This window comes from Ideonella sp. (assembly GCF_041918995.1).
Lineage (GTDB): Bacteria > Pseudomonadota > Gammaproteobacteria > Burkholderiales > Burkholderiaceae_C > Ideonella.
In genome coordinates this window covers 192235-218683 of the sequence record NZ_JAYRUN010000003.1, presented here as the reverse complement: position 1 = coordinate 218683, position 26449 = coordinate 192235, and the positions used below count along the sequence as shown (strand labels likewise).

At 68.6% G+C, this 26449-nt stretch carries 20 protein-coding genes and 1 tRNA gene; 3 read left to right on the top strand and 18 right to left on the bottom strand.

Translation table 11 applies throughout. The features are described from left to right. Positions 1-59: 59 nt before the first annotated feature. From ACE3UN_RS04065 to rpsO, 7 genes are all read right to left on the bottom strand, one after another. Positions 60-419 (bottom strand): NADH-quinone oxidoreductase subunit A, encoded by a 360-nt coding sequence (locus ACE3UN_RS04065; RefSeq protein ID WP_374673631.1) that lies wholly within the window; start codon positions 417-419, stop codon positions 60-62. Positions 420-592: 173 nt separating this feature from the next. Next, positions 593-677: transfer RNA gene (locus ACE3UN_RS04060), tRNA-Leu, on the bottom strand. Between the two features lie 192 nt (positions 678-869). Continuing rightward, on the bottom strand, positions 870-1226 hold the full coding sequence (secG, locus tag ACE3UN_RS04055; RefSeq protein ID WP_374673630.1) for a preprotein translocase subunit SecG: 357 nt from the start codon (positions 1224-1226) through the stop codon (positions 870-872). A 41-nt stretch (positions 1227-1267) separates the two neighbouring features. Next, entirely contained in the window at positions 1268-2008 is a 741-nt protein-coding gene (gene tpiA / locus ACE3UN_RS04050; protein ID WP_374673629.1) for a triose-phosphate isomerase, read from the bottom strand. A gap of 37 nt (positions 2009-2045) precedes the next feature. Then, entirely contained in the window at positions 2046-3035 is a 990-nt protein-coding gene (locus ACE3UN_RS04045) for an NAD(P)H-quinone oxidoreductase (protein WP_374673628.1), read from the bottom strand. 16 nt (positions 3036-3051) lie between these two features. Next, on the bottom strand, positions 3052-5349 hold the full coding sequence (gene pnp, locus ACE3UN_RS04040) for a polyribonucleotide nucleotidyltransferase (RefSeq protein WP_374673627.1): 2298 nt from the start codon (positions 5347-5349) through the stop codon (positions 3052-3054). Positions 5350-5558: 209 nt separating this feature from the next. Then, positions 5559-5828, bottom strand: coding sequence for a 30S ribosomal protein S15 (gene rpsO / locus ACE3UN_RS04035; protein WP_374673626.1), 270 nt, complete (start codon positions 5826-5828; stop codon positions 5559-5561). A 425-nt stretch (positions 5829-6253) separates the two neighbouring features. On the opposite strand from rpsO, the gene ACE3UN_RS04030 reads away from it, so the two are divergent. The 3 genes from ACE3UN_RS04030 (at position 6254) to ACE3UN_RS04020 (ending at position 9102) form a co-directional block, all read left to right on the top strand. After that, positions 6254-7126, top strand: coding sequence for a zinc metalloprotease (locus ACE3UN_RS04030; RefSeq protein ID WP_374673625.1), 873 nt, complete (start codon positions 6254-6256; stop codon positions 7124-7126). 148 nt (positions 7127-7274) lie between these two features. Next, complete coding sequence (locus ACE3UN_RS04025) at positions 7275-8033, top strand: 3-hydroxyacyl-CoA dehydrogenase (RefSeq protein WP_374673624.1); 759 nt, start codon at positions 7275-7277, stop codon at positions 8031-8033. 184 nt (positions 8034-8217) lie between these two features. Then, a complete protein-coding gene (locus ACE3UN_RS04020) occupies positions 8218-9102 on the top strand; it encodes a class I SAM-dependent methyltransferase (protein ID WP_374673623.1) in 885 nt (294 codons plus the stop codon). On the opposite strand, the gene ACE3UN_RS04015 is transcribed toward ACE3UN_RS04020, so the two are convergent. The 11 genes from ACE3UN_RS04015 to guaB all read right to left on the bottom strand — a co-directional run bounded on the left by ACE3UN_RS04015 (position 9096) and on the right by guaB (position 26359). Continuing rightward, positions 9096-10658, bottom strand: a complete 1563-nt coding sequence (locus ACE3UN_RS04015; RefSeq protein ID WP_374673622.1) for a sulfotransferase — start codon at positions 10656-10658, stop codon at positions 9096-9098. The two genes, ACE3UN_RS04020 and ACE3UN_RS04015, sit on opposite strands and share 7 nt — an antisense overlap. Positions 10659-10760: 102 nt before the next feature. Then, positions 10761-13268: a TonB-dependent receptor gene (locus ACE3UN_RS04010; protein WP_374673621.1), complete on the bottom strand. Its 2508-nt coding sequence runs from the start codon at positions 13266-13268 to the stop codon at positions 10761-10763. A gap of 304 nt (positions 13269-13572) precedes the next feature. Then, on the bottom strand, positions 13573-15429 hold the full coding sequence (locus tag ACE3UN_RS04005) for an ABC transporter ATP-binding protein (protein WP_374673620.1): 1857 nt from the start codon (positions 15427-15429) through the stop codon (positions 13573-13575). A 13-nt stretch (positions 15430-15442) separates the two neighbouring features. Continuing rightward, positions 15443-16891, bottom strand: coding sequence for an ABC transporter permease (locus ACE3UN_RS04000; RefSeq protein ID WP_374673619.1), 1449 nt, complete (start codon positions 16889-16891; stop codon positions 15443-15445). 40 nt (positions 16892-16931) lie between these two features. Then, positions 16932-17915, bottom strand: a complete 984-nt coding sequence (locus ACE3UN_RS03995) for an ABC transporter permease (RefSeq protein WP_374673618.1) — start codon at positions 17913-17915, stop codon at positions 16932-16934. A gap of 18 nt (positions 17916-17933) precedes the next feature. Then, positions 17934-20126: an ABC transporter substrate-binding protein gene (locus ACE3UN_RS03990; RefSeq protein WP_374673617.1), complete on the bottom strand. Its 2193-nt coding sequence runs from the start codon at positions 20124-20126 to the stop codon at positions 17934-17936. Between the two features lie 289 nt (positions 20127-20415). Next, complete coding sequence (locus tag ACE3UN_RS03985; protein ID WP_374673616.1) at positions 20416-21303, bottom strand: LD-carboxypeptidase; 888 nt, start codon at positions 21301-21303, stop codon at positions 20416-20418. Continuing rightward, on the bottom strand, positions 21300-21851 hold the full coding sequence (gene tadA / locus ACE3UN_RS03980) for a tRNA adenosine(34) deaminase TadA (RefSeq protein WP_374673689.1): 552 nt from the start codon (positions 21849-21851) through the stop codon (positions 21300-21302). Before tadA ends, ACE3UN_RS03985 begins: the two co-directional genes overlap by 4 nt. Positions 21852-21888: 37 nt before the next feature. Next, positions 21889-23496 (bottom strand): glutamine-hydrolyzing GMP synthase, encoded by a 1608-nt coding sequence (guaA, locus tag ACE3UN_RS03975; protein ID WP_374673615.1) that lies wholly within the window; start codon positions 23494-23496, stop codon positions 21889-21891. 23 nt (positions 23497-23519) lie between these two features. Next, positions 23520-24815 (bottom strand): MFS transporter, encoded by a 1296-nt coding sequence (locus tag ACE3UN_RS03970; RefSeq protein WP_374673614.1) that lies wholly within the window; start codon positions 24813-24815, stop codon positions 23520-23522. Between the two features lie 71 nt (positions 24816-24886). Then, positions 24887-26359: an IMP dehydrogenase gene (gene guaB, locus ACE3UN_RS03965; protein WP_374673613.1), complete on the bottom strand. Its 1473-nt coding sequence runs from the start codon at positions 26357-26359 to the stop codon at positions 24887-24889. Between the last annotated feature and the right edge of the window lie 90 nt (positions 26360-26449).

The following is a 26449-nucleotide window of genomic DNA, read 5'->3' as shown; positions in this document are numbered from 1 at the left end:
AAGGCCGGCCAGCATCCCCCAGGGGACCGGCCGACGTACCCGTCGGACGAGGGGCTCCCTCACTCCCAGTCGAGAGCGCCCTTCTTCCATTCGTAGACGAAACCCACCACCAGGATGGCGAGGAAAACCATCATGGCCCAGAACCCGGTCGCGCCGATGTCGCCCAGGGCCACGGCCCAGGGGAACAGGAACGCGATCTCCAGGTCGAAGAGAATGAACAGGATGGCGACGAGGTAGTACCGGACGTCGAACTTCATCCGCGCGTCTTCGAAGGCCTCGAAGCCGCATTCATAGGGGGAGTTCTTGGCCTCGTCGGGGCGGTTGGGCCCGAAGACAAAGCCGAGGATCTGCGGCAGGACACCTACCGCGACGCCCACCAGAATGAAAAGGATGACGGGCAGATAGGGTTGCAGGTCCATGGTGGGGTGTCCAGCAGTCGTCGTTCGTCTCATCCGGGCAAGAGAAAGGCGCGCCGCCCGGTCGACCGAGGCCTTGCTGCCCCGCCCGCCGAACCGTGCGCGCCCGGCTCATCCCCTGCGCGTCGCCAGGGGGCCCGATCGGGCGCCGGATGAGGGCCCGCCCGGGAAGGATGTGGTGCCGACGGCGAGACTCGAACTCGCACAGCTTTCGCCACTACCCCCTCAAGATAGCGTGTCTACCAATTTCACCACGTCGGCGCTTTCATCTTGCTTGCAACGCACCACGCGGCATTCGCGCGGTACCTGGCAGAGCCCTGGAAAGCGTTCAGCTTGCATGAGGAATGGCTCGCTGAACAGCCTTGCATTCTAGCCTGAAGATCGAGGCCTTCCCAGGGTTTTGCCCGATCACAACATCACTTTTTTGGGCGGCCATCCGGCGCCGCCAGGCACTCACTGCGTGGGGATGCCCGGAGCGGCGGAAGCAGCCGGCGCCACGCCCGAGGCCGCCGCCGCCGAGGCCGCCGGGGCGGCGCGGTCCAGCACGCTGGTGCCCGCGGACTCGCGGGGACCCACGTCGGTCATCATCGCGATGCCGAGCGTCGCGACGAAGAAGACCGTGGCGCAGACCGCCGTGGAGCGCGACAGGAAGTTCGCGCTGCCGGTGGCGCCGAACAGGCTGCCCGACGCACCGCTGCCGAAGGAGGCACCCATGTCGGCGCCCTTGCCGTGCTGCACCAGCACCAGCCCGATCATGGCAATGGCCGCGAGCATCTGCACGACGACCAGCAGGTTCAACCAGATTTGCATGTTGAGTCGATCTTGGAAGGATTCAGGGAGCGCGCCAGCCGTCAGCCGGCGGCACGACAGATGGCCACGAAGTCGGCGGCCTTCAGGGACGCGCCGCCGATGAGGCCGCCGTCGATGTCCGGCTGGCCGAACAGCACCGCCGCGTTGTCGGGCTTGACGCTGCCGCCGTACAGGATGGGCATCGCGTCGGCGTGCGGCGTGGCCGCGCGCAGTTGCGCACGCAGCACGGCGTGCACGGCCTGGGCCTGCTCCGGCGTGGCGGTGCGTCCGGTGCCGATGGCCCACACCGGCTCGTAGGCCACCACCATTTCGCCCGCGCAATGCGCCAGCGTGTGGATGACCGCGGACAACTGGCGCTTGACGACCGCCTCGGTCTCGCCGGCCTCGCGCTGGGCCAGCGTCTCGCCGACACAGACGATGGGCGTGACACCACGGGCCAGCGCCGCCTTGGCCTTGTCCGCCACGAGCTGGTCGGACTCCGCGTGGTAGGCGCGCCGCTCGGAGTGGCCGACGATGACGTAGCGGCAACCGAACTCGTGCAGCATGCCCGCCGACACCTCGCCGGTGTAGGCGCCTTGATCGTGCACCGAGCAGTCCTGGGCGCCCCAGCGCACATCGCTGCCCGCCAGTGCCACGGCCGTCTCGGACAGGTACGGGAACGGCACGCAGACGGCCACGTCACAGCCGAAAGGCCGCGCGGCCACGATGCCGGCCAGCAACTCGGCATTGGCGGAATGGCTGCCATGCATCTTCCAGTTGCCGGCGACCAGTTTGCGTCTCATGAAAACTCCGAAAGTCGAAAGTCGTCTGGAAAACGGTTCAGGACCAGCGCAGCACGATCTTGCCGACGTGCTGGCTGGACTCCATCAGCGCATGCGCCTGCGCAGCCTGCGCGGCCTCGAACACCCGTTCGATGACCGGGCGGATGCGACCGGCGTCGATCAGCGGCCACACGCGCGCGCGCAGGGCCGCCGCGATCGCTGCCTTGAACGCCACCTGGCGCGGACGCAGGGTCGACCCGGTGATCGTGAGCCGGCGTCGCAGCACCTCACCCGCGTTGAACTCGCTGCGCACCCCGCCCTGGACGGCGATGATGACCAGCCGCCCGTCGTCGGCCAGGCAACCCAGTTCCCGGGCGACGTAGTCCCCGGCCACCATGTCGAGCACCACGTCGGCGCCGCGCCCGCCGGTCAGCCGCTTCACCTCGGCGGCGAAATCGGCCTGGCGGTAGTTGATGGCATGGTCGGCACCCAGGCCCAGGCACGCCGCGCACTTGGCGTCGCTGCCCGCCGTGACGATCACCGTCGCACCGAGCGCCTTGCCCAGCTGGATGGCCGTCACGCCGATACCGGACGAACCGCCCTGCACGAGCAGGGTGTCGCCCGACTGCAACCGGCCCCGGTCGACCACGTTGGACCAGACCGTGAAGAACGTCTCGGGCAGCGAAGCCGCCTCGATGTCGGACCAGCCCGTCGGCACCGGCAGGCACTGGCCGATCGGGGCCACGCACAGCTCGGCATAGCCACCGCCCGACACTAGCGCGCACACGCGGTCGCCGATGGCCAGGCCGGCCGCGGCCAGCTCGCCGGCATCTCCATCGATCACCGTGCCGGCCACTTCCAGGCCAGGCAGGTCGGACGCCCCGGGCGGCGGGGCGTAGGCGCCCTTGCGCTGCAGGACGTCCGGCCGGTTGACCCCCGACGCGGCCACGCGGACCAGCAGTTCGCCTGGCCCGGGGCGCGGGTCGGGGCGCGTCGCCTCGACCAGCACCTCCGGGGCGCCGAACTCGCGGATCTCGATGGCACGCATGGCGGCTGGCCGGCCCTTACTGCTGCTGTTGCTGCTGCTGGGCGTCGTCGCCCGGCACATCGGCAGCGGCCGAGCCCTCGTGGCGCGGCTGCTCGGCGCGCTCACGACGGGGGCGGTCGCCCCGGTCGCCCCGGTCGCCGCGGTCGCGGCCACCACGATCGCCACGGTCACCGCCTTCACGGCGCGGACGCTCGAAGCGCGGCTCGTCTTCCATGCCTTCCGGACGCTCGAGCAGCGCCTTCATCGACAGCTTGATGCGGCCCTTCTCGTCGGTCTCGAGCACCTTGACCTTCACGACCTGGCCTTCCTTGAGGAAGTCCTCGACACGCTCCACCCGCTGGTGGGCGATCTGGCTGATGTGCAGCAGACCGTCCTTGCCCGGCAGGATGTTGATCAGCGCACCGAAATCGAGGATCTTGGTGACCGGGCCTTCATAGACCTTGCCCACTTCCGCCTCGGCAGTGATCTCCTCGATGCGCTTGCGGGCGAAGGCCGCCTTGTCGGCGTCCGTCGAGGCGATGGTGATGGTGCCGTCCTCGCCGATGTCGATGGTGCAGCCGGTCTCCTCGGTGAGGGCCCGGATCGTCGCGCCACCCTTGCCGATCACGTCGCGGATCTTCTCCGGGTTGATCTTCATGGTGTACAGGCGCGGCGCGAACTGGCTCACCTCGGCCTTGGCTTCGCCCATGGCCTCGACCATCTTGCCCAGGATGTGCATGCGCGCTTCCTTGGCCTGGGCCAGGGCGACCTGCATGATTTCCTTGGTGATGCCCTGGATCTTGATGTCCATCTGCAGCGCCGTGACGCCTTGCGTCGTGCCGGCCACCTTGAAGTCCATGTCGCCGAGATGGTCCTCGTCGCCCAGGATGTCGGTCAGCACCGCGAAGCGGTTGCCTTCCTTGATCAGGCCCATGGCGATGCCGGCCACGTGGGCCTTCATCGGCACGCCGGCGTCCATCAGCGCCAGGCAGCCACCGCACACCGATGCCATCGACGACGAGCCGTTCGATTCGGTGATCTCGGACACCACTCGAATGGTGTAGGGGAAGTCATCCTTGCTCGGCAGCGCGGCGATCAGCGCGCGCTTGGCCAGGCGGCCGTGGCCGATCTCGCGCCGCTTGGGGCTGCCCACGCGGCCGGTTTCGCCGGTGGCGAACGGAGGCATGTTGTAGTGCAGCATGAAGCGTTCGTCGAACGTGCCGGCGAGCGCGTCGATCATCTGCGCGTCGCGCTCGGTGCCCAGCGTCGCGGCCACCAGGGCCTGCGTCTCGCCACGGGTGAACAGCGCCGAGCCGTGCACGCGCGGCAGCACGCTGTTGCGGATCTCGATGGCCCGCACGGTGCGCGTGTCACGCCCGTCGATGCGCGGCTCGCCGGCGAGGATCTGGCCGCGCACGATCTTGGCTTCGATCTCGAACAGCAGGCCTTCGACCGCCACGCTGTCGAAATCCACGCCCTCGGCCTTCAGCGCGGCCAGGACGTTGGCGGTGACGTCGCGGCAGGCCTGGGTACGGGCCTGCTTGGAGCGGATCTGGTAGGCCGCGCGCAGCGGCTCCTCGGCCAGCGCGGTGACCTTGGCGATGAAGGCCTCGTCCTTGGCCGGTGCCTCCCAGTTCCACACGGGCTTGCCGGCGTCGCGCACCAGCTCATGGATGGCATCGATGGCCACCTTGCCCTGCTCGTGGCCGAACACCACGGCGCCCAGCATGATGTCCTCGGACAGCTGGTCGGCCTCGGATTCCACCATCAGCACGGCGGCTTCCGTGCCAGCCACCACCAGGTCCAGCTGGGAATCGACCAGCTGCGTCTTGCCCGGGTTCAGCACGTACTCGCCGTTGATGTAACCCACGCGGGCGGCACCGATGGGGCCGTTGAAGGGGATGCCGGAGACGGCCAGCGCGGCGCTGGAGGCGATCATGGCGGCGATGTCGGCCTGCACCTCGGGGTTCAGGCTCAGCACGTGCACGACGACCTGCACCTCGTTGAAGAAGCCGTCCGGGAACAGCGGGCGGATCGGGCGGTCGATCAGGCGGCTGGTCAGCGTCTCCAGTTCGCTGGGGCGGCCCTCACGCTTGAAGAAGCTGCCCGGGATCTTGCCGGCCGCATAGGTCTTCTCGATGTAGTCGACCGTCAGGGGGAAGAAGTCCTGGCCCGGCTTGGCTTCCTTGCGGGCCACCACGGTGGCCAGCACCACGGTGTCCTCGATATTGACGACGACAGCGCCGCTGGCCTGGCGGGCGACTTCGCCCGTTTCCATGACGACCTGGTGCGGGCCCCATTGGAAGGTCTTGGTGACCTTGTTGAACATGGTCATGTTCGTTTCTCCGGTGTGTGCGAGAGGCGCACTCGCGGTGGCGCCCCGGTGAACCGGGAGTTCAGGCGGCGGCGGGTCGTATGCCATTCCAGCGGGCCACGCGGGCGCCCCGTTGGAATGACACAGCAACAACCGTGGCTGCCTGCTCCAAAGACAAAGAGCCTGTCCTGGCGGTTGCTCCAGACAGGCTCGTTGCTCATGCGGGCAAGTTACTTGCGCAGGCCCAGCTTCTGGATCAGCGCCGTGTAACGGTCAGCGTCGCGGTCCTTCAGATAGGCCAGGAGGCGCTTGCGCTGGTTGACCATCTTCAGCAGGCCACGGCGACCGTGGTGGTCCTTCAGGTGGGCCTTGAAGTGGGGGGTGAGTTCGTTGATGCGAGCGGTCAGCAGAGCCACCTGCACCTCGGGCGAGCCGGTGTCGGCAGCGCCTCGGGCATGGGTCTTGACGATCTCGGCCTTGTTGATGTCAGCCACGGACATGGCGATTTCCTTGAGTAGTTGGAACCGCCAGCCACACCCGCGCCTTCGAGGCGGCGAGTGGAGATGCCAGACGGTTTCCGGATTTCACTTGCGATCACGGGTGAAACCGACCCGCGTCGTGCCTGCCTGACGCTGCCGCTCCGGTGACCGAAGGCAGACTGGCGCCAAACCCGCGGAGTATACCCCACCTGCCCCGCCTGGCCGCTGGCGCCACGCCGACCGCAGCGCCAGTCTGCGGTTCACCACGGAAGATCAGCAACCGTCATGGAAGCGCCATCCCCGCGCTTCGACCCAGGCATTCCGCCTTGTTCGCGCGCCGGCCGGCCGGAATACTGGGCTTCCCTGGCCGCCTCCGACGCACCGAGGAGCCGCCGCACACGTGGCGGGCCGGAGCCGGCCTCAACCCGGAGTGACAAAGGACACCCATGCGCCTGAAGACCCCTGCCCTGTTCGCGGCCATCGCCGCCATGTCGGTCGCCAACCTGGCGTTCGCCGCCAAGGACGACCACCTCAGCCACCGCTGCTACACCGTGGCGCCCGAGGTGGCCGAACGCGCCCGCATCGACGACAACCTGACGGCCTTCCTGCGCATGAAGAATGCCCGCGGCGCGGACACCCACCGCGCTGCCGGGACGGTGAACATCCCCGTCTGGTTCCACGTGATCAACAAGGGCACGGGCCTGTCCAACGGCGACATCCCCCAGTCGCAGATCGACAGCCAGATGGCCGTCCTCAACGCCGCCTACGCCAACACCCCGTTCACCTTCACGCTGGCCGGCGTGGACCGCACCACCAACGCCACCTGGTACACGATGTCGCCGGGCTCCACGGCCGAGAAGAACGCGAAGGCCGCCCTGCGCAAGGGTGGCCCCGAGACGCTGAACCTGTACAGCGCCAACCCGGGCGGCGGGCTGCTGGGATGGGCCACCTTCCCCAGCAACTACGCCTCGCAGCCCAAGCAGGACGGCGTGGTCGTGCTGTACTCCAGCGTGCCGGGCGGCAACGCCGCGCCGTACAACGAGGGCGACACCGGCACCCACGAAGTGGGCCACTGGCTGGGCCTGTACCACACCTTCCAGGGCGGCTGCAAGAACCCGGGCGATTCCGTGAGCGACACCGCGGCGGAGAAGTCCGCCGCCTACGGCTGCCCGGTCGGCCGTGACAGCTGCGGCGCGAAGGCGGGCCTCGATCCGATCACCAACTTCATGGATTACACGGACGACAGCTGCATGAACCAGTTCACCACCGCGCAAGCCACGCGGATGGACCAGATGCACCAGCAGTACCGCACGCCCTGAGCCTGACCGGCCCACCGTGATGCGCGCGCCCCCGAGCCCCCCGGGCCGGGGGCGCGCCCGCTTTCGGGCGGCCCGCGGATGCCGCACAATTGACGTTTACGTCAACGTCAACCGGAGCGCCGCTCCGGGCCGCACCACAGGAGCATCCATGGACATTTCCGGCAAGGTCTTCATCGTCACCGGCGGCGCGTCCGGCCTGGGCGAAGGCACCGCCCGCATGCTCGCCGCGAACGGCGGCAACGTCGTCATCGCCGACCTGCAGGCCGACAAGGGCGAGGCCCTCGCGCAGGAGCTGGGAGGCGCCTTCGTGCGCTGCGACGTGAGCCAGGAGGCCGACGGCCGCGCGGTGGTGGCCAAGGCGACCAGCCTGGGCAAGCTGATGGGCCTGGTGAACTGCGCCGGCATCGCGCCGGCCGTGAAGACCGTCGGCAAGGACGGCGCCCACCCGCTGGACCTCTACACCAAGGTCATCATGGTGAACCTGGTCGGCAGCTTCAACATGATCCGCCTGGCCGCCGAGGCCATGTGCAAGAACGAGCCCGAAGCCACGGGTGAACGCGGTGTGCTGATCAGCACCGCGAGCGTGGCGGCATTCGACGGCCAGATCGGCCAGGCGGCCTACTCGGCCAGCAAGGGTGGCGTGGTCGGCATGACCCTGCCCATCGCCCGCGATCTGGCGCGCAATGGCATCCGCAACATGACCATCGCCCCGGGCATCTTCGGCACCCCCATGCTGTTCGGCATGCCCCAGGAGGTGCAGGACGCCCTGGCCGCCAGCGTGCCCTTCCCCAGCCGCCTGGGCACCCCGGCGGACTACGCCAAGCTGGTGCACCAGATCGTCACCAACGACATGCTCAATGGCGAGGTGATCCGCCTGGATGGCGCCATCCGGCTCGCGCCCCGCTGAACGCCCGCCTGTGGTGTCCGCCGCCCCCTCCCACGGCGCTGCCGCGCCGGCCCTCGACTCCGGCCCCGCCTGGCGGCGGTTGTGGGCCACAGGCGTGGTGGACACCTTTGGTTCGCCAGTGACTGCCCTGCAGGCCCCCAGCGGGCCTCGGAGCCCCCCGCTTGTGGACCGATGGCGCAGCTGGATGCATGAGCTGCCGGACGAGGGGGAACTGCTCGACCTCGGCTGCGGAAACGGGGCCGTGCTGTGCCACCTCCTTGTCGCCCGGCCGGGCACGCCACTGCGCGGGATCGGCGTCGATCTGGCGCCGCCCACGGCAGCCTGGATGGACACCTTGGCGCCGAGCGAACGCGCGCGGGTGGAATGCCGCGGCGGCATCTCCGCCGATGCCCTGCCCTTCGCTGCCGGACGGTTCGTCGCCTGCGCCAGCCAGTTCGGCATCGAATACGCCCAACTGGAGCGGGCACTGCCCGAGGCCCTGCGCGTGCTGCGCCCGGGCGCCCACCTGGGATGGGCCCTGCACCACAGCGGCGGACGCCCTGCCCGCCTGGCCCGTGAGGAGCTGGGCCACCTGGACTGGCTGGAGCAATGCGGCTGGCTGCCAGCCGCAGCGCACCTCATGTCGGCGGTGGAGGCCGAAGCCGCCCAGACGCCGGCTCGGCAACCCGGCGGCACCGTGGCCGCGGCACGGGCCCGTGTGGCCCAGCTGCTGGACGCCCTGAAGGACAGGGTGGCCCATTCGGTGTGCCCCGATGTCCTGGCCGACGCGGCCACCTGGACGAACCAGTGCTTCGACCTGGCGCGACGCCAGGGCGTGAAGGCGGGGCACGCCGCACTGCACCAGATTGAGACGCTGCTGAGCGACACGCGCGCGAGGCTGCTGGACCTGGTCAGCCACACGTTGGACGAGGCCGCATGGCGAGCGATTCTGGCCCGACTGCAGGCTGGCGGTGTGGCACTCGGCCCCGACACGGGGCCGCTGGAGGACCGGGGCCACCTGATGGGATGGTGGGTCCACGGGCGACTGGGCGGTGCACCGTCCGCCGGGCCACCTGACCGGGCTCAATAGCCCGCGGCGGCGAGCCCCTGTCGCAGGGGGCCGAGGTGCTCGGCGTAGCGCTGCCACTGCCCGAGGTAGCGGGCGTGGACCGCCTCGCGTACCTGCATCATGCTGGCCGTGGCCACCGCATCCCGGCGCGATTCGATGGCCACCACCCCCGGCTCCCACGGCAGACCGCAGAACGCCAGCACCCGCCGGGCCACGGTGTCGGGCGAAGTCACCAGTTCGCGGTAGTCCACATCGAGCACCCGCCCCGGAAACGCCCGGTGCCAGTGGTCCATCAGGTGCCGGTAGCGCACGTAGTGCGCCGCCATGTCCTGCTGGTCGAAGCTGTGTGCATTGCCCGGCGCGAACAGCTGCTTCAGGTTGGAGAAGCACACGTCCATGGGTTCACGCACCATGTGCAGGATCCTGGCCCGCGGAAGCGATTTGGCGATCCAGCCGACATGCAGGAAGTTGACGGGCAGCTTGTCGGTGAACCAGGGCCGGCCTTCCGAACGCCATTGCGCATGGGCCAGGTATTGCCGGCCCAGCCGCCTCCAATCGGTCCAGGACACCAGCGCACGGGCCAGAGGCAGGTCGAGATCCGCGCCGCCGGTGCAAGCGGTCATGACGCGCGCCTGGAAACCGAAATCGCGCAGTTCACCGGCATCGCGGATCTGCGAGTGCCCCCCGAGGATGCGCTCCAGCAGCGTGGTGCCCGACCTCGGCAGGCCCACCACGAAGATCGGCGCAGGGCCATCTTCCTGCTCGGTCGCATCGTCGGCCGCCGGTCCCACGGTCATCAGAAGGTCGAACAGGGCCTGCTCCTGCGTCGCATCGTGCTGCACCTGCGCGCGGCGGCCCCGCATGCCCGCTGCCAGCGCCGACCAGGCCGCCTGCACATCCCCCAGGTCGTCCAGCTCCTTGAACAGGGCGTAGTTCAGCAGGGGTGTGAGCGGGTGGGATTGCCCCAGTTGCTCGATGGCCCGCTCCAGGCGAGCCCGGTGGTGGTGCGTCGGCGTCTGGCGCCGAAGGCCAGACAGCAGGTAGTGCACCGCCGCGTTCTCGGGCTGCAGGCGAAGGCACTGCTCAAAGGCGGCCTCGGCCCCCGCCACGTCGCCGGTGAACATGCGGGCCACGCCGAGGAGGTGAAATAGGCGTGCGCCACGGGCCCCGAGGGATGCCGCCCGTTCCAGCAGCGGGAGTGCACGCCCGGGGAACGACTGGTCACACAGGGCCTGCGACACCTCGAGCAAGGGATCGACCTCGCGCGTGCCCTGGACCACGTCGGCGTCGCTCACCCGCAGCCCCGCCGCCACCTCGCCCAGGTCGAAGCACTGCCTCACCACGGCCGCCGCAAGCGCCGCCTCGTCCTGCTCTCCCGCGGCGGCCAGGCACACCGCCTGCACGGCCTGCGCCAGCTGCCCGAGTTCACCGCGCGCGGTGGATAGGCGCAGGGCGGCCACCACCTGCCAGTCGGGGTGCTGCGCCAGGGCCGCGTAGGCGGCACACGCCAGCTCGAGCTGGCCAGAGGCGGCCAGGGTCTCCGCCCTGTGCCACTGCGCGAGTTCGGAAGAGGTCATGTCGAGCGCACCGGCATCCAGAGAACAAGGGTTCGAAGAAAGAAAAAGAGGGGCCAGAGGCCCCTCTTGTCGTGGCTGCCGGCCAGGCCGGCAGACCCTGCCTCAGAACTTCTGCGTGACGCGCACGTAGGCCTGGCGGCCGTACGAATCGTACAGGTTGAAGTTGAAGGGGCGGCCGTCGTAGCGGATCTGTTGCGGCTGTTCGTCGGTAACGTTGATCGCACCGATGGTGAACTTGGCGCCCTTGAGGAACGAGGGCGAGTAGTTCAGCTGCAGGTCGTGCGTAGTGTACGGATCCGTGTCCCGCTTCACCGTCGGCGAGTCTTCGCCGTTCTGGCCGATGTAGTTGACGTTCCAGCTCACGTCGAAGTCGCCCATGGACCAGCGGTTCGCCAGCGTGATCCGGTCGGTCGGCAGGCCTTGGTCGCCAACAGTATCGTCGCCGTCCTGGTCGTACTCGAGCATGTGGGCCCAGGTGAGCGAGTGGTTGAACTCGCCAAAGCCGCCGGCCTTCCAGCGCCCGGTGATGTTCATGTCGAGGCCGGAGGTCTTGAGCGTGCCTTCGTTGGCGTAGCCCGCACGGATCTCCGTGATGGCGCCGCTGGGTGCACGCGTCAGGCCCAGGCCGTCCGGGATGGGACGGGGATCGATGCCGTTGTCACGGTCCACGATCTCCTGCGCAGACACCTGGCCGATCACGTCCTTGATCTTCAGGGCCCAGTAGTCCACCTTGAAGCTCACCGCCGGCGTGATGTCCCACACCGCGCCCACCGAGAACTGGTTGGACTTCTCCGACTCCAGCTCCGGGTTCGCCGTGAAGTACGTGTCACGCTGGATCGAGCCGTTGTTGCAGGGCAGCACGGCGCAGGTGCGCTCGTCCTCGATCGTTTCCGCCGAGAAGGTGGTCTTCTGCGTGAGGATGTCGATGCTGGGGGCGCGGAAACCGGTGCCCACCGACGCACGCAGGGCCAAGTTCGACATCGGCTTGAACTTCACCGAAGCCTTCGGGGAGAAGTCGCTGCCGTAGTCCGAGTACTCCTCGTAGCGGGCCGACAGGCTGGCTTCCAGGGCCTTGCTGATCGGGAACAGCAATTCGCCCGACACCGCGGTGACCTCGCGGCCGCCACCGGCGGAGTTGCCCGACGAACCAAGGATCTGGCCGGCTTCCGACAGGGAGTCGTACTGGTCGGAATAGCGCTCTTCGCGGTATTCGACGCCGACGAAGCCCTGCGCGTCGCCGCCACCCATCTTGAACAGCGGCATCGACGCGCTGGCGTAGACTTCCTGGTTGCTGTAGATGCCGTCGCGGCTGATGGTGGCCTTCATCGCGTTCAGCGTGTCCTCAGACGCGCTGTACGGATCGGTCGGGTTGTAGGCGCCGGAGTCGATGGCGGCAGCGGCTTGCGTGGCCACGATGTAGTTGTAGCCCAGGCGGCGGAAGGCCGACTCGTAGGCACGCACGCCGAAGTCGACGTCGATCTTGCCCATCACCACGCCGCGCACGCCCACGCCGAAGTCGTACACCGAGGTCGTCGAGTAGTCGTCGCGGTTGCCCGCGGCGGCATAGCGGTGCAGCAGGTAGATGTCTTCGCCCAGCGGGTTGCCCGGGCTGTCCGCGCCGAGGAAGACGGCGCCCGGCACGGGGGCGTAGCGGCCGAAGGAATCGACACGGCTCACCGAGGTGTTGACGTAGGCAGACCAGTCGGGGGCGAACTGGTACTCGCCGCGAACGAAGATCGACGAGGTCTCGATCTCCTGCTCATCGGCCGCCACGGCGTTGAAGTTGAACGCGCACAGGCCGTTGGCGTCGGTGTAGAAGTTCGCGCCGATGCTCTCGCAGGTGCCGTCCGGGCCGGGCAGCGGCACGTACTGGCCGGTGGACAGCACGTAGGCGTTGTTGCCGTACACCGTGGCGCCCAGCTGCTTGCCCCAGGGGCGCTGGTTGGTGTACACCATGCCGCGCTTGGTGCGCGAGAAGCCGCCGATGACGCGGCCCTTGTCGCCGGTCATGCCGACGACGGCAGACAGTTCCTGCTTCTCACCGCCCGCCGTGACGGGATCGGTGTAGCCCATCGAGAACTCGGCGCCCTGGAAGTCCTTGCGGGTGATGAAGTTCATCACGCCGCCGATGGCGTCGGAGCCGTAGATGGCCGACGCGCCGTCCAGCAGGATCTCGACGCGCTCGACGGCGGCCATCGGGATGCTGTTCATGTCGGCGGCGGAGCCTACTTGCGCGGCCTTGGGCACGCGCTTGCCGTCGATCAGGACCAGGGTGCGCTCGCCACCGAGACCACGCAGGTCGGCGCCGGCGAAGCCCGGCCAGGAGCTGCCCGATTGCGGACGGTAGTTGCCGGCCTGCGCGAACGGCATCGAGCGGACGAACTCGGCGACGGTGGTGGCGCCGCTGGCCTCCAGGTCGGCGCGCGAGAAGGTGGTGACCGGCAGGGAGCCTTCGGCGTCCACGCGCTTGATGCGCGAGCCGGTCACTTCCACGCGGTCGGTGCGTTCCGCCTGGGGTTCAGTTTGCGACAGCGCCGGGAAGCTGACCATGGCCAGGCCGCTTCCAAAGGCCAGCAGCATGCTGGCACACAGCTTCGTTCGTTGGAACATGAATACCACTCCTGAATGGGAAGGTTGATCGATAGACCCTGTTTCGACGCAAGTCACATGCCAGCGCCTCGTGAAACGCGCATGTACCCACCCCGATAACATGTGAACGGATTGTCACTGAACGTCTTCCGGCGTCCGCTAGCGGGAAACCCTCTAGGTGCAGATCAGTGGTAGGAATGTTGTGTTTACGCAGCACATTCACCGCCAGGCGCCGCTTGTCTAGTCAATCCTGGGGGCACCATCAAGAGCCACGCCCCCGGGCCGCGGCGGACGGCTTCCGGGGGCGTGGCGGGCGGCAGCGCGGTCAGGCCGTCACGCTCGTGAGGCGGGGCACCGAGGCGATGAGCTTGCGGGTGTAGGCATCCTGCGGACGCGACAGGACGTCGTCGCTGGGCCCTTGCTCCACGATGCGGCCGCTGCGCATCACGGCCACGCGATCGGCGATGTATTCGACCACGCCGATGTTGTGGGTAATGAAGAGGTACGACACGCCCAGCTCGGACTGGAGATCCCGCAGCAGATTGAGGATCTGCGCCTGCACCGACACGTCGAGCGCGGAGGTGGGCTCGTCGCAGACGATGAGCTTGGGGCGCACGGCAAGGGCGCGCGCGATCGCGATGCGCTGGCGCTGGCCGCCGGAGAACTCGTGCGGGTAGCGGTCGAGCGCGTCGCGGCGCAGGCCGACCTGGTCCGCCAGGGCCTCCAGTCGCTGGCGGCGGGCCGCCGTGTCCAGCTCGGGCTGGAGTGCCAGCAGGCCCTCCTCCAGCACATCGAACACGCGCATGCGCGGGTTCAGCGATGCGAACGGATCCTGGAAGATGATCTGGATGTCGCGGCGCGCCTTCTTGAGTGCCTCACCGTCGAGCTCGAAGAGGTTCTGGCCGTCCAGCAGCGCCTGACCCTCGAACGTGGCCTGGTGCCGCAGCAGCTGGACGATGGCCTTGCCGGTCGTCGTCTTGCCGCAGCCCGATTCGCCGACCAGCGCCAAGGTCTGCCCGGGATGGACCTGGAAGCTGATGCCGTCCACGGCGTCGAAGTAGCCATGCACCCGCTGCAGCAGCCCCTTGCGCACCGGGAAGCGCACGCGCAGGCCGTTCACGTCGAGCAGGGGTTGTCCCGTGGCGGCACGCGCGGCCGCCGAGGACGTGGCCGCCACATCCGCGGGCACGATGTTGATCACGGCCTCGGTGGCCGCGGGGTCGTGTCCTGGTGCATAGCGCAGGCAGCGCACCGTTCGAGTGCCCGGCAGTGCATACAAATCGGGCACGGTCGTCCGGCATGCCGGCTCGGCGCAGTAGCAGCGCGGCTCGAAGCGGCATCCCACGAACTGCTGCGTCAGCGGCGGCACCGTGCCCGCGATCGCGGCCAGCGCATGGCCGCGGCGGTTGGCATCGGGCAAGGCACGCAGCAGCGCCTTGGCGTAGGGGTGCTTGGGCGCGGAGAAGAACTCCTCGGCCGTGGCCACCTCCACGATCTGGCCGGCGTACATGAGCGCCACGCGGTGCGCCATGCCGGAGACCACGGCCAGGTCGTGCGTGATCAGCAGCAGACCCAGCCCGTGCTCGGCCTGCAGCTGCTTGAGCAGGTCCAGCACCTGCGCCTGGATCGTCACGTCCAGCGCGGTGGTCGGTTCGTCCGCGATGATGTAGTCGGGCTCGCCGGCCAGCGTCATGGCGATCATGACGCGCTGCTTCTGGCCGCCGCTCATGCGGAACGGGTAGTCGTCGATGCGACGCTCGGGCTCCGGGATGCCGACCTTGCGCAGCCAGTCCAGCGCCTTGGCCCGCGCCGCCTCCCCTCGCAGCGCGGTATGCGACTCGATGGCTTCGACAATCTGGTCGCCGATCTTCATCACCGGGTTCAGGCTGGTCGACGGCTCCTGGAAGATCATGCCGATCTTGCCGCCGCGGATGGCGCGCATCTGCGATTCGGGCAGGGCCAGCACGTCCTGGCGGTCCACCAGGATGTCGCCGGAGGCGATGCGGCCGTTCTCGGGCAGCAGCCGCATGAGGGCCAGCGCCGTCATGCTCTTGCCACAACCGGACTCGCCCACGAGAGCGAAGGTTTCGCCCCGCTGCAGCGACAGCCGCATGCCGTCGATGGCGCGCACCAGCCCCGACTCGGCGTCGAGCTCGACCTTGATGTCCTTGATGTCCAGCATGCTCTCGTCGTCCTCAGGCGGGCTTCTTGTGCGCGGTCAGCGGGCGGGGGCGGAAGGCCCGGGCACGGGGATCGAAGGCGTCGCGCACGCCATCGGCAAACAGGTTGGCGGCCAGCACCAGCGTCACCATGAACACGAAGGCCGCGGCAAAGGGCCACCAGACCACCGGGTCGCGGCTCATCTCGTTGCGGGCGAAGTTGATCATCCCGCCGAAGCTGTTCATGGACGGATCCACGCCGACGCCCACGTACGAGAGCACGGCCTCGTACAGGATGAGGGCCGAGAACTCCAGCACGGTGACGATGAGCATCAGGTGCGCCACGTTGGGGAAGATGTGCCGCACCATGATGCGCAGCGGGCTCACGCCGAAGGCCGTGGCGGCCTGCACGTACTCCAGCTCGCGCAGCTTCAGCGTCTCGCCGCGCAGCAGCCGGCACAGGCCCGCCCAGCCCGTGAGCCCCAGCACCGCGCACAGCAGGAACAGCTTCAGGTCCGCCCGTTCCACGCCGGTCTCGAACAGCTCGGGATGCTTGTCGAGGAACACCTGCACCATCAGCACGCAGGCCGCGATGAGCAGGATGTTCGGGATCGAAGACAGCACGGTGTAGAGGTACTGGATGAGTTCGTCGACCCAGCCCTTGAAGTAGCCGGCCATGATGCCCAGCACCACGGCCAGCGGCAGCGTGGCCAGGGTGGCCAGGGTGCCGATGACGAAGGCCGTGCGGATGCTCTTGAGCGTCTGGTACAGCACGTCGTTGCCGGTGATGTCGGTTCCGAAGACGTGGTAGTGGCCCATCAGGGACACGACCACCCCCACCGGCACGGACAGCGCGAGCAGCGTCCAGCAGGCGGCCTGCCAGGGCACGGGCGTCTCGTGGCGGCGGATGCGGCCCCAGCAGGTGCGCCAGGACTCCCGGCGCGCGCGCGCCACCCCGGCGACCAGCAGCACGCACAGCAGGATGCCGGCCACCAGGCCCGTCACGGCGCCGACCACCGTGCGCGTGAGCACGTCCGACGACCACTGCGCCGCCGGATCACCGAGGTGGGCGCCGCCGAACTTCAGCCGTGGCGCCACGCGCTGCACGTGGCCATCCACCTCCAGCGATTCCTTGGTGAAGCCCACGTAGGCGAGCGGCACCGAGTACGTGGACTCGCGCGACTCGACCAGGCGGCTCAGCGCCGCATCGAGCAGGGATTGCACGCGCGCGTCGTACGCGACGGTGGCCGACGGCGTACCCGCTGTCGGCGGCAGCGCGGCACGGAAGTGCACGCTGTCGGCCAGCGTGACCAGCAGGCAGGCCACCAGCACGAGGGACGAAGACAGCGCCGGCGCGCTGCGGAAGACCTTGCCCCAGTTGGCGGCGAGGTTGGGCTTGCGCGCCACGCTCCAGGCGTAGGCGACCAGGGCGACCAGCAGCAGCCAGATGGCCACGTCGGTCCACAGGATCACGAATTTCGGCATCGCTCCAGGCTCCAGGCGTTCGTTCGTCGCAGAGGGTCGATCAGCCCAGCCGCACCCGCGGGTCGGCCCACGAGTACGCGATGTCGATCAGGATGTAGGTGGTGATGTACAGCAGCGAGCCGACGAACACCATGGTGCGCACGATGGCGAAGTCCTGCTTGCCGATGGCCTCGATGACGAAGGCCCCCAGCCCCGGAATGCCGAAGAAGCTCTCGAACACCAGGCTGCCCATGAACACATAGGGCAGGTAGCCGCCCATGCTGGTGACGATGGGGATCATCGCGTTGCGCAGCACATGGCGGAACAGCACCACCGTTTCCTTCAGGCCCTTGGCGCGCGCCGTGCGGACGTAGTCCTTGCCGATCTCCTCCAGGAACATGGCGCGGTACAGGCGCGCCTCGGTGCCCAGGCGCGCCAGCGCCGACAGCAGCACCGGCAGCACCAGGAAGCGCACCAGGTCGAGCCCCTGGGCATAGCCGGAGATGGGCACCAGCTTGAGCACGCGCGAGAAGAGGTACTGCCCGACGATGATGTAGAACAGGCTCGAGATCGACAGCATCAGCACGCACAGCACCACGCCCCATAGGTCCAGCCGGGTGTGGCGGAACATCACCAGCAGCAGGGCGAAGCTGGTGCTGGCGATCACCTGCAGCAGGAAGATGGGCAAGGCCAGCTGGACGCTCACCCACATGCGGGTGGCGACCTCGTGGCCCAGGTCGCCACCGGCCTCGCTGTCGGCGCGGCCGAAGTTCAGCGTGAACAGGGACACCGAGCGCTCCCAGAAGATGGTCTCGGTGAGCTGCTCGCCGCCTTCCCTGGCGTCGTTCCAGTACAGCGGCTTGTCGTAGCCGCGCTCGGTCTTCCACTTCTCGATCAGCTCCTGCGTCACCCGCTTGCCGCCGATGTTCAGGCGCGCCATGTCATCGGGCGTGTTGACGGTGAAGAACAGGAAGAAGGTCGCCAGGTTGACGCCCAGCAGGATCAGCACGCCGTACACGAGGCGCCGCAGGGTATAGGAGAGCATGGTCGGTCGCGTCGGGTGTCAGGCGAGGATCTCGCCGCGCGCGTTCATGCGCTCGCGGCGGCTGAGGCTGTGGCGGGCGATGAGCACGCCACCGATCAGCACGGCGCCGATCAGCAGCAGCGGCCACCACAGGGGCTTGTTCCACTCGGCCAGGCTCTGGGTGCGCTCCGCGCTGTCCAGGCGCAGGTAGCGGCCATGGTCGCGCACGAGGATCGCGGGCTTGGAGTTGCCGATCCACTTCTGCACCGCCGCCGAGGCGTAGGGGAAGAAGCCGAACGACAGGGGCGCGTCACGCCGCAGCAGTTCGTTCATCTCGTCGATCACCTTCTGCTTCTCCGGGCCGTCGTCCAGCATCTTCAGGCGGGTGAAGAGCTTGTCGAACTCGGGGTTCTGGTAGTTCGCGGTGTTCTCGCCGTCGGAGATGCTCTTGGAGTTCGGGCCGTAGAACAGGAAGAGGAAGTTCTCGGCGTCGGGGTAGTCGGCGTTCCAGCCCAGCCAGAACACCTGGTGCTTGCCCTTGCGCACCTTGTCCTGGAACTGGTTGTTGTCGGTGGCGCGCACCTCCAGCTGGATGCCCAGCTTGGCGAACTGCTTGACCACCCAGTCGATCTCCGGCTTGCGCTCCGGCGTGGGCGGCGCGTAGTAGTCGTAGTTCAGCACCAGGGGCCGGCCGGTCTTGGCCTCGCGCCCGTCCGGGTAGCCGGCCTCGGCCATCAGCTTCTTCGCGTCCTCGATCGGGCGGCGCACGTACTGGCCATCCACCAGGCGGTGCGTGACCGGGTTGACCCCCTCCGGGGTACCCTCGCGCGAGCCGGGGATGCCCTCGGGCAGCAGACTCATGGCGGTCTGGCCGGCTTTCTTCGGGAAGACCTTGGAGTATTCCTCCCAGTCGATCGCGATGGAGATGGCCTGGCGCAGCTTGCGGTTGCGCTCGCGCTGCGCCTCGTTCTCGCCCCAGCCGATCACCGGGTCGATCATGTTGAACGCCAGGAAATAGCTGTTCACGTCGCTGTAGCGGGAGAAGGTCAGGCCCTTCTTCTCGTACATCGCGCGCACCTCGTCCGAGTCGTTGGCTTCCACGATGTACTGGATGGCGGTGTCCGTGCGCTCGAACACCTCCATGTCGTAGTAGCCGTCGCGGAACTTGTTCTTCTGCGGCGTGGCCTCGCGCTCCACCGTGGCCACGATGCCGTCGATGAAGGGCGTCTTCTTGCCACAGTCGTCGAGCAGCCCCTTGGACTTGTCCTCGGGCATGCCGTCGCAGGGGTACGGCTCACCCCGGTAGTTGGGGTTGCGCTGCATGACGATGCGGCGGTCCTTGACGAACTCGGTGACCATGAAGGGCCCCGTGCCCACGGGCCAGTTGTCGAGCGTCATGCTGCGCTCGGCCATGCCGGGCTGGGCGTAGAACGCATCGGCCTCCCATGGCACGGGCGCCATGAAGGTCATCTGCATCCAGTACTTCCACTGCGGGTACTTGCCGTGCAGGCGCACGCGCAGCGTGTACTTGTCGGGCGCGGTGGCGCCGGCCAGCGGCCACTTTCGGAAGTCCAGGAACGGCTTGTCCAGGCTGGCCGGGTCCAGGCCCTGGCGCAGCTTGGCGTCTTCCTTCCTGATGAGCTCGCCGTACTCCTTCAGGCCCACCACGTACTCCGAGAAGATGCCGAAGATGGGCGTGGTGATGCGCGTGGTCGCGTGGCGCTTCAGGGCGTAGACGAAGTCATCCGCCACCAGCTCGCGCGTGCCCTGTTCGAATTCCATCGGCGACCGGCGCTCGCCGACCTCGCCGGGCTTCATGTGGTGGTAGCGGTACTGGCCCCGCTCGTCCTTGGCAAAGGCAGGGTGTGGCTGGAACAGGATGCCGCGCTTGATGGGCACGTCGTACACGCTCTCGTGCACGAGTTCGCCCGGCGCGTCATCCGGCAGGCGCTGGCCGTCCTTGTCGAAGTACTGCGGCGGCACGACCTTGTCCGCGCTCTTGGGCACGAGCTCGAAGGGCCGCTTGAGGTAGTGGTAGCCGTACGGTGGCTCGTAGACCTGGTAGGTGACGAGCGTGTCGTTCGACCAGTACGACGCCGTAGGGTCCAGATGGCGCGGCGTGTTCTCGACCATGGAGGAGAACACGTACTGCGACTCCGCCGAGCCCTTGGGCCAGGGGCTGTTGTCGCAGCCTGCCGCCAGCACTGCCAGTGCCAGGCCCGCGGCCCCCATCAGTGCACGGCCACACCAGGACCGGCGGAGAGCCGACTTCACACCGCCCATGCGGAAACTCCAAAGAAACGCCGGGCGCATCGGGTGGACACGTCCGGCCGGCACAAAACAAAACCGCCCGCAGCGGCCACTGGCGATCGGCCGAGTGGCGCCGCAAGGCGACTCACGCAGATTCTATGCCCGCCCAAACAGCGGGTTACCTAGGGTTTCCGCAAGTGCAGCCGGGTCGGGGGCGAGTGATCCTCAAGAAGATTCACCGTCCGTAGAGAATCATCCACCTGGGCGGGCTTCACCACCCGATCAGCACGTCCCGGCCGTCCACCAGCAGCCGCACGGGCCGCCCGAAGGGCATGGTGACCTTGGTGGGCACGTGCCCGAAAGGCAGATCCGTGAGCACCGGCACACGCAGCAGCGACCGGACCTGGGCGACGGCGGTCTTGAGCGTGTAGCCGCGGTCCATCGGGGACGGCTTCCAGTCGGTGAAGGCCCCCAGCACCACGGCCTTCTGCCGCGCCAGCACACCGGCCTGGTGCAGTTGCAGGAGCATGCGCTCCACGCGGTAGGGGTGCTCGGCCACGTCTTCGAGGAAGAGGATCCCGCCCTTGACCTGCGGCCAGTGCGGCGTGCCCAGCAGCGACACCAGCACCGACAGGTTGCCGCCCCACAGCACGCCCTTCGCATCGAGTCCGTCGAAACCGGCTTCGGTGCGGAAGCCCACGGCCTCCAGTTCACCGTGCATGGCCTCCGCGAAGCACTCGGGCGTCACCTCGTCCAGCACCTCACGGCCGAAGTCGTCTGCGGCGAGCGGTCCGCACCAGCTGGGTGCGCCGGTGTGCGCCAGCAGGCCCATCTGGAGCACCGTGAGATCGCTGTAGCCCACCCAGCGGGTGCCGCGCTCCACGCTGCGCGCCAGGCGCTTCCAGTCGATGCGGTCGGCCAGGCGCGTCAGGCCGTAGCCGCCACGCGTCGCCAGCGCGATGGACGGGGCAGCGGCCGCCACGCGGTGGATCGCCTCCAGGCGCACCTCGTCGGTGCCTCCGAAGCGCTGCGACTTGGCGAACGCGGCCTCGTCGATCAAGACATCGAAGCCCATGTCGCGCAGGCGGCGGGCGGCGAGCCGCGTGGGCGCCGCCTTCAGCAGCACGCCGGCAGGGGTGTAGAGGGTCAGGCTAGTCATGGGGGTGGCAGGGGCTCGTCGGAAGGCGCCAGCTCGATGGCCTGGCCGGTGGGGATGGGGCCGTCGTCCTCAGGTGCCGGCAGCGCCGCCCGCGCGGCGTCGCGCTCGGCCTTCTGCTGCGCCCGGCGCTCGGCGAAGAACTCCTTCAGCACGGCGCCGCAGGCCTCGGCCATCACCCCGCCCTGCACCGCCGTGTGGTGGTTCAGACGGGGCTCGGCGAAGAGGTTCAGCACCGATCCGGCGGCGCCAGTCTTGGGGTCGGGCGCGCCGAAGACGACCCGCTTGAAGCGCGCGTGCATCAGCGCCATGGCGCACATGGCGCAGGGCTCCAGCGTCACGTACAGCTCGCACTCGGGCAGCCGGTAGTTCTCCAGCAGCTGGGCGGCATGGCGCAGCGCCACCAGCTCGGCATGCGCCGTCGGGTCGTGCGTGGTGATGGGCCGGTTGTAGCCGGTGGCGATCACCTGGCCCGCGCGCAGGATGACGGCGCCCACGGGCACCTCACCCGCCAGCCAGGCGTTGTGCGCCTGGTCCAGCGCCAGGCGCATGCCGTACTCGTCCGCCGGGTTCGCCGTCACGGCCGGCTCACTCCCACTCGATGGTGGCGGGCGGCTTGGAGCTGACGTCGTAGGTGACGCGGTTGATGCCGCGCACCTCGTTGATGATGCGGCTGGAGACCTTCTTCAGCAGGCCGTAGGGCAGCTCCGCCCAATCGGCCGTCATGAAATCGCTGGTCTGCACCGCCCGCAGCGCCACCACGTAGTCGTAGGTGCGGCCGTCGCCCATCACGCCCACGCTCTTCACCGGCAGGAACACGGTGAAGGCCTGGGAAGTGAGGTCGTACCAGCTCTTGCCGGAGTTCGGCTCGATGGTGGAACGCAGCTCGTCGATGAAGATGGCGTCGGCCCGGCGCAGCAGGTCCGCGTACTCCTTCTTCACCTCGCCGAGGATGCGCACCCCCAGCCCCGGCCCGGGGAAAGGATGGCGGTAGACCATGTCGTGCGGCAGGCCCAGCGCGACGCCCAGCTCGCGCACCTCGTCCTTGAACAGCTCGCGCAGCGGCTCCAGCAGCTTCAGGCCCAGCTGCTCCGGCAGGCCACCCACGTTGTGGTGGCTCTTGATGGTGGTGGCCTTCTTGGTCTGGGTGCCGCCGCTTTCCACCACGTCGGGGTAGATGGTGCCCTGGGCCAGCCAGGCCGCGCCCCGGTGCCCCTGGCCGCTGGCCTTGAGCTTGGCAGCCTCGGCCTTGAAGACATCCACGAACAGCCGGCCGATGATCTTGCGCTTCTGCTCCGGGTCGGTCACCCCGGCCAGCTCGCCCAGGAAGAGCTCGCTGGCGTCCACGCGGATGACCTTGGCGTGCAGCTTGCCGGCGAACATGTCCATCACCATGTCGCCTTCGTGCAGGCGCAGCAGGCCGTGGTCGACGAAGACGCACGTCAACTGGTCGCCGATGGCTCGGTGGATGAGCGCCGCCGCCACCGAGGAATCGACGCCGCCCGACAGACCGAGGATGACTTCTTCATCGCCCACCTGCTCGCGAATGCGCGCCACCGCCTCGTCGATGTAGCTGCCCATGACCCAGTCGCCCTGGCAGCCAGCGATCTCGCGCACGAAGCGGTTCAGCAGCACATGGCCCTGCACGGTGTGCGTCACCTCCGGATGGAACTGCACCGCGTAGTAGCGCTTGTCCTCGTTCGCCATGCCCGCGATAGGGCAGCTGGGGGTGGAGGCCATCAGCTTGAATCCCGGGGGCAGCGCCGTGACCTTGTCGCCATGGCTCATCCACACCTTCAGCATGCCGTGTCCTTCGGGGGTGCTGAAGTCCTGGATGCCATCGAGCAGGCGGGTGTGCCCGTGGGCACGCACCTCGGCATAGCCGAACTCGCGCAGGTCGCTGGCCTCGACCTCGCCGCCCAGCTGCACCGCCATGGTGAACATGCCGTAGCAGATGCCCAGCACCGGCACGCCCAGCTCCCACACCGCCTGCGGGGCACGCAGCTGATGGTCCTCGTACGTGCTGGCATGGCTGCCCGACAGGATGATGCCCTTGGCGCCGAAGCCGCGCACGAACTCGTCGCTCACGTCGTTCGGATGGATCTCGCAGTAGACGTTCGCCTCGCGCACGCGGCGGGCGATGAGCTGCGTGACCTGGGAGCCGAAGTCGAGGATGAGGATCTTGTCGTGCGTCATGGTGGCGAGGGGCGTGGGACGGATCAGGAGCCAGCCGCGGCCGGCGCGGGTGCGGCGCGGTGGGTGCGGAAGTGATGGATGGCCAGCACAGTGGCCATGGCCTGCAGCAGGGCGCAGAAGTAGTACGGCACACCGATGCGCCAGTCGCCCTTGGGCAGGTGGGACACCAGTGCCAGCAGCGAGGGACCGACGATGGGCGCGACCACGGCCATCAGGCTGTTCAGGCCGGCCACCGCGCCCATGGCCTGGCCTTGGGTGTGCTCATCGGCGGCGTTGGACACGATGCTCTGGATCGCCGACGCGCCGGCGAAGCCGAGCACGTTGGCACCGATCACGGCGTACATCATCCAGCCTTCGGTGGCCAGGCCCCAGGCCAGGTAGGCCAGCGTGGACGACACCAGGCCACCCACCGCCAGCTTGCGCGGGGAAAAGCGCTTGAGCAGCCGGCCCAGCAGCACGCCCTGCACCAGGGCCGACATGAGCCCCACGGCGAACAGCGACCAGCCGGTCTCGCGCGGCCCCCAGCCGAACTTCTGGTCGACGTACAGCACCCAGGTCATGTGCAGCGTGAACTGCGCCAGGCCGGACAGCCCGATGACCACGACCAGCCAGCCCACGCCGTGCAGGCGGGCCAGGCCGGCGAGTGACGCCACCGGATTCACCCGCTTCCAGTCGAAGGGTCGGCGCTTCTCGGGCGGCAGCGATTCCGGCAGCACCAGCCAGCCATAGAACCAGTTGACGACGGCCAGGCCACCGGCCACCCAGAACGGCAGCTGCAGGTCGATGGAGCCCAGCACGCCACCCAGTGCCGGGCCGATGATGAAGCCCAGGCCGAACATTGCGCCGATCAGGCCGAAGCGCCGCGCGCGCTCGTCCGGTGCCGAGATGTCGGCCACGTAGGCGTGGGCGACCGCGGCATTGGCCTGCATCGCACCGCCGAACAGGCGCACCACGATGAGCACCCACAGGGCGCCGGCCAGCGCGGTGCCGAAGAAGCTCAGGGCCAGGCCGCAGAAGCCCAGCAGCAGCACCGGCCGCCGGCCGAAGCGGTCGGACAGGGCCCCGATCACCGGCGAGCCGAAGAAATTGGCGATGCCGAAGCTGAACGCCACGACGCCGAACCACAGCGTCTTGTGCGTGGCCGAGTCGGTGAAGCTGCCCACCAGGTGCGGCAGCACCGGGATGATGAGGCCCACGGCGACCATGTCGATGAGCACCGTGAGCATGATGAACGGCATGGCCGCAGCCCGTCCCCGCGCCACGGCAGGCACCGCAGGGTCCTTGGCGGAAGGGGAGGATCCGTTCGGGGGAGAGGTCATCGATCAGGTGCTGAAAACAGCCGCGCCCGGCGGTCGGGCCGGGCGCTGGCAGCGGGTGCGACGTGGCGCCGTCACTCCAGCCGGTAGTTCGGGGCTTCCTTGGTGATCTGCACGTCGTGCACGTGGCTCTCGCGGATGCCCGCCGAGGTGATCTCGACGAACTCCGCCCGCTCGCGCATCTCGTCGATCGTGCCGCAGCCGCAGTAGCCCATGGACGCCCGCAGGCCGCCGGCCATCTGGAAGATGATGGAGACCATCGACCCCTTGTAGGGCACGCGGCCCTCGATGCCCTCGGGAACGAGCTTGTCCGCGTTCGGGTTGGCGGATTCGTCGTTCTCCTGGAAGTACCGGTCGGCCGACCCGGCCTTCATGGCCCCGATGGAACCCATGCCGCGGTAGCTCTTGTAGCTGCGGCCCTGGTAGAGGATGACCTCGCCCGGCGCCTCCTCCGTGCCGGCGAACATGCCGCCCATCATCACCGTGCTCGCGCCCGCGGCGATGGCCTTGGCGATGTCGCCCGAGTAGCGGATGCCGCCGTCGGCGATCAGCGGCACGCCGGTGCCGCGCAGCGCCGTGGCCACGTTGTCGATGGCGGTGATCTGCGGCACGCCCACGCCGGCCACGATGCGCGTGGTGCAGATGGAGCCGGGGCCGATGCCGACCTTGACGCCGTCGGCGCCGGCCTCCACCAGCGCCAGCGCGGCGGCCCCGGTGGCGATGTTGCCGCCGATCACGTCGACCTCGGGGAAGTTCTTCTTCACCCAGCGCACGCGCTCCAGCACGCCATGCGAGTGGCCATGCGCCGTGTCGACGACCAGCGCATCGACGCCGGCCCTGACCAGCAGCTCCACCCGCTCTTCGGTGCCCTCGCCCACACCCACCGCCGCGCCCACGCGCAGCTTGCCGTTGGCGTCACGCGCGGCATTGGGAAAGGTGGTCTGCTTGGTGATGTCCTTCACCGTGAACAGGCCGCGCAGCTCCCAGGCGTCGTTCAGCACCAGCACGCGCTCCAGCTTGTGCTGGTGCATCAGCGCCTTGGCCTCGGCGAGGGAAGCGCCTTCCTTGACGGTGATCAGCCGCTCGCGCGGGGTCATGATCTCGCGCACGGGGGCTTCCAGCCGCGTCTCGAAGCGCAGGTCGCGCCCCGTGACGATGCCCACCACCTTGCCCTCCTCCACCACCGGGAAGCCGGAGATGCCGTGCTGGCGCGACAGCTCGATGACGTCGCGCACGCGGGCCCCGGGGGCGATGGTGATGGGGTCCTTCAGCAGGCCCGATTCGTAGCGCTTGACGCGGGCCACCTCGGCCGCCTGCAGCTTGGGCGGCAGGTTCTTGTGGATGATCCCCATGCCGCCCTCTTGCGCGATGGCGATGGCCAGCCGCGCTTCCGTCACCGTGTCCATGGCGGCGGACACCAGCGGCAGGTTCAGGACGATGTTGCGGGACACGCGGGTTGCCAGCGAGGTATCACGGGGCAACACCTGGGAGTACGCCGGCACCAACAACACATCGTCGAAGGTGAGCGCTTTGCCTAGAAGGCGCATGGGAAAGCTCCAGACGCAAAAGCGAATTATACGGACGCGGCAGAGTGCACACTCGCGGCACCCGAGGCGCTCGTACACTGGCCGGTGAAC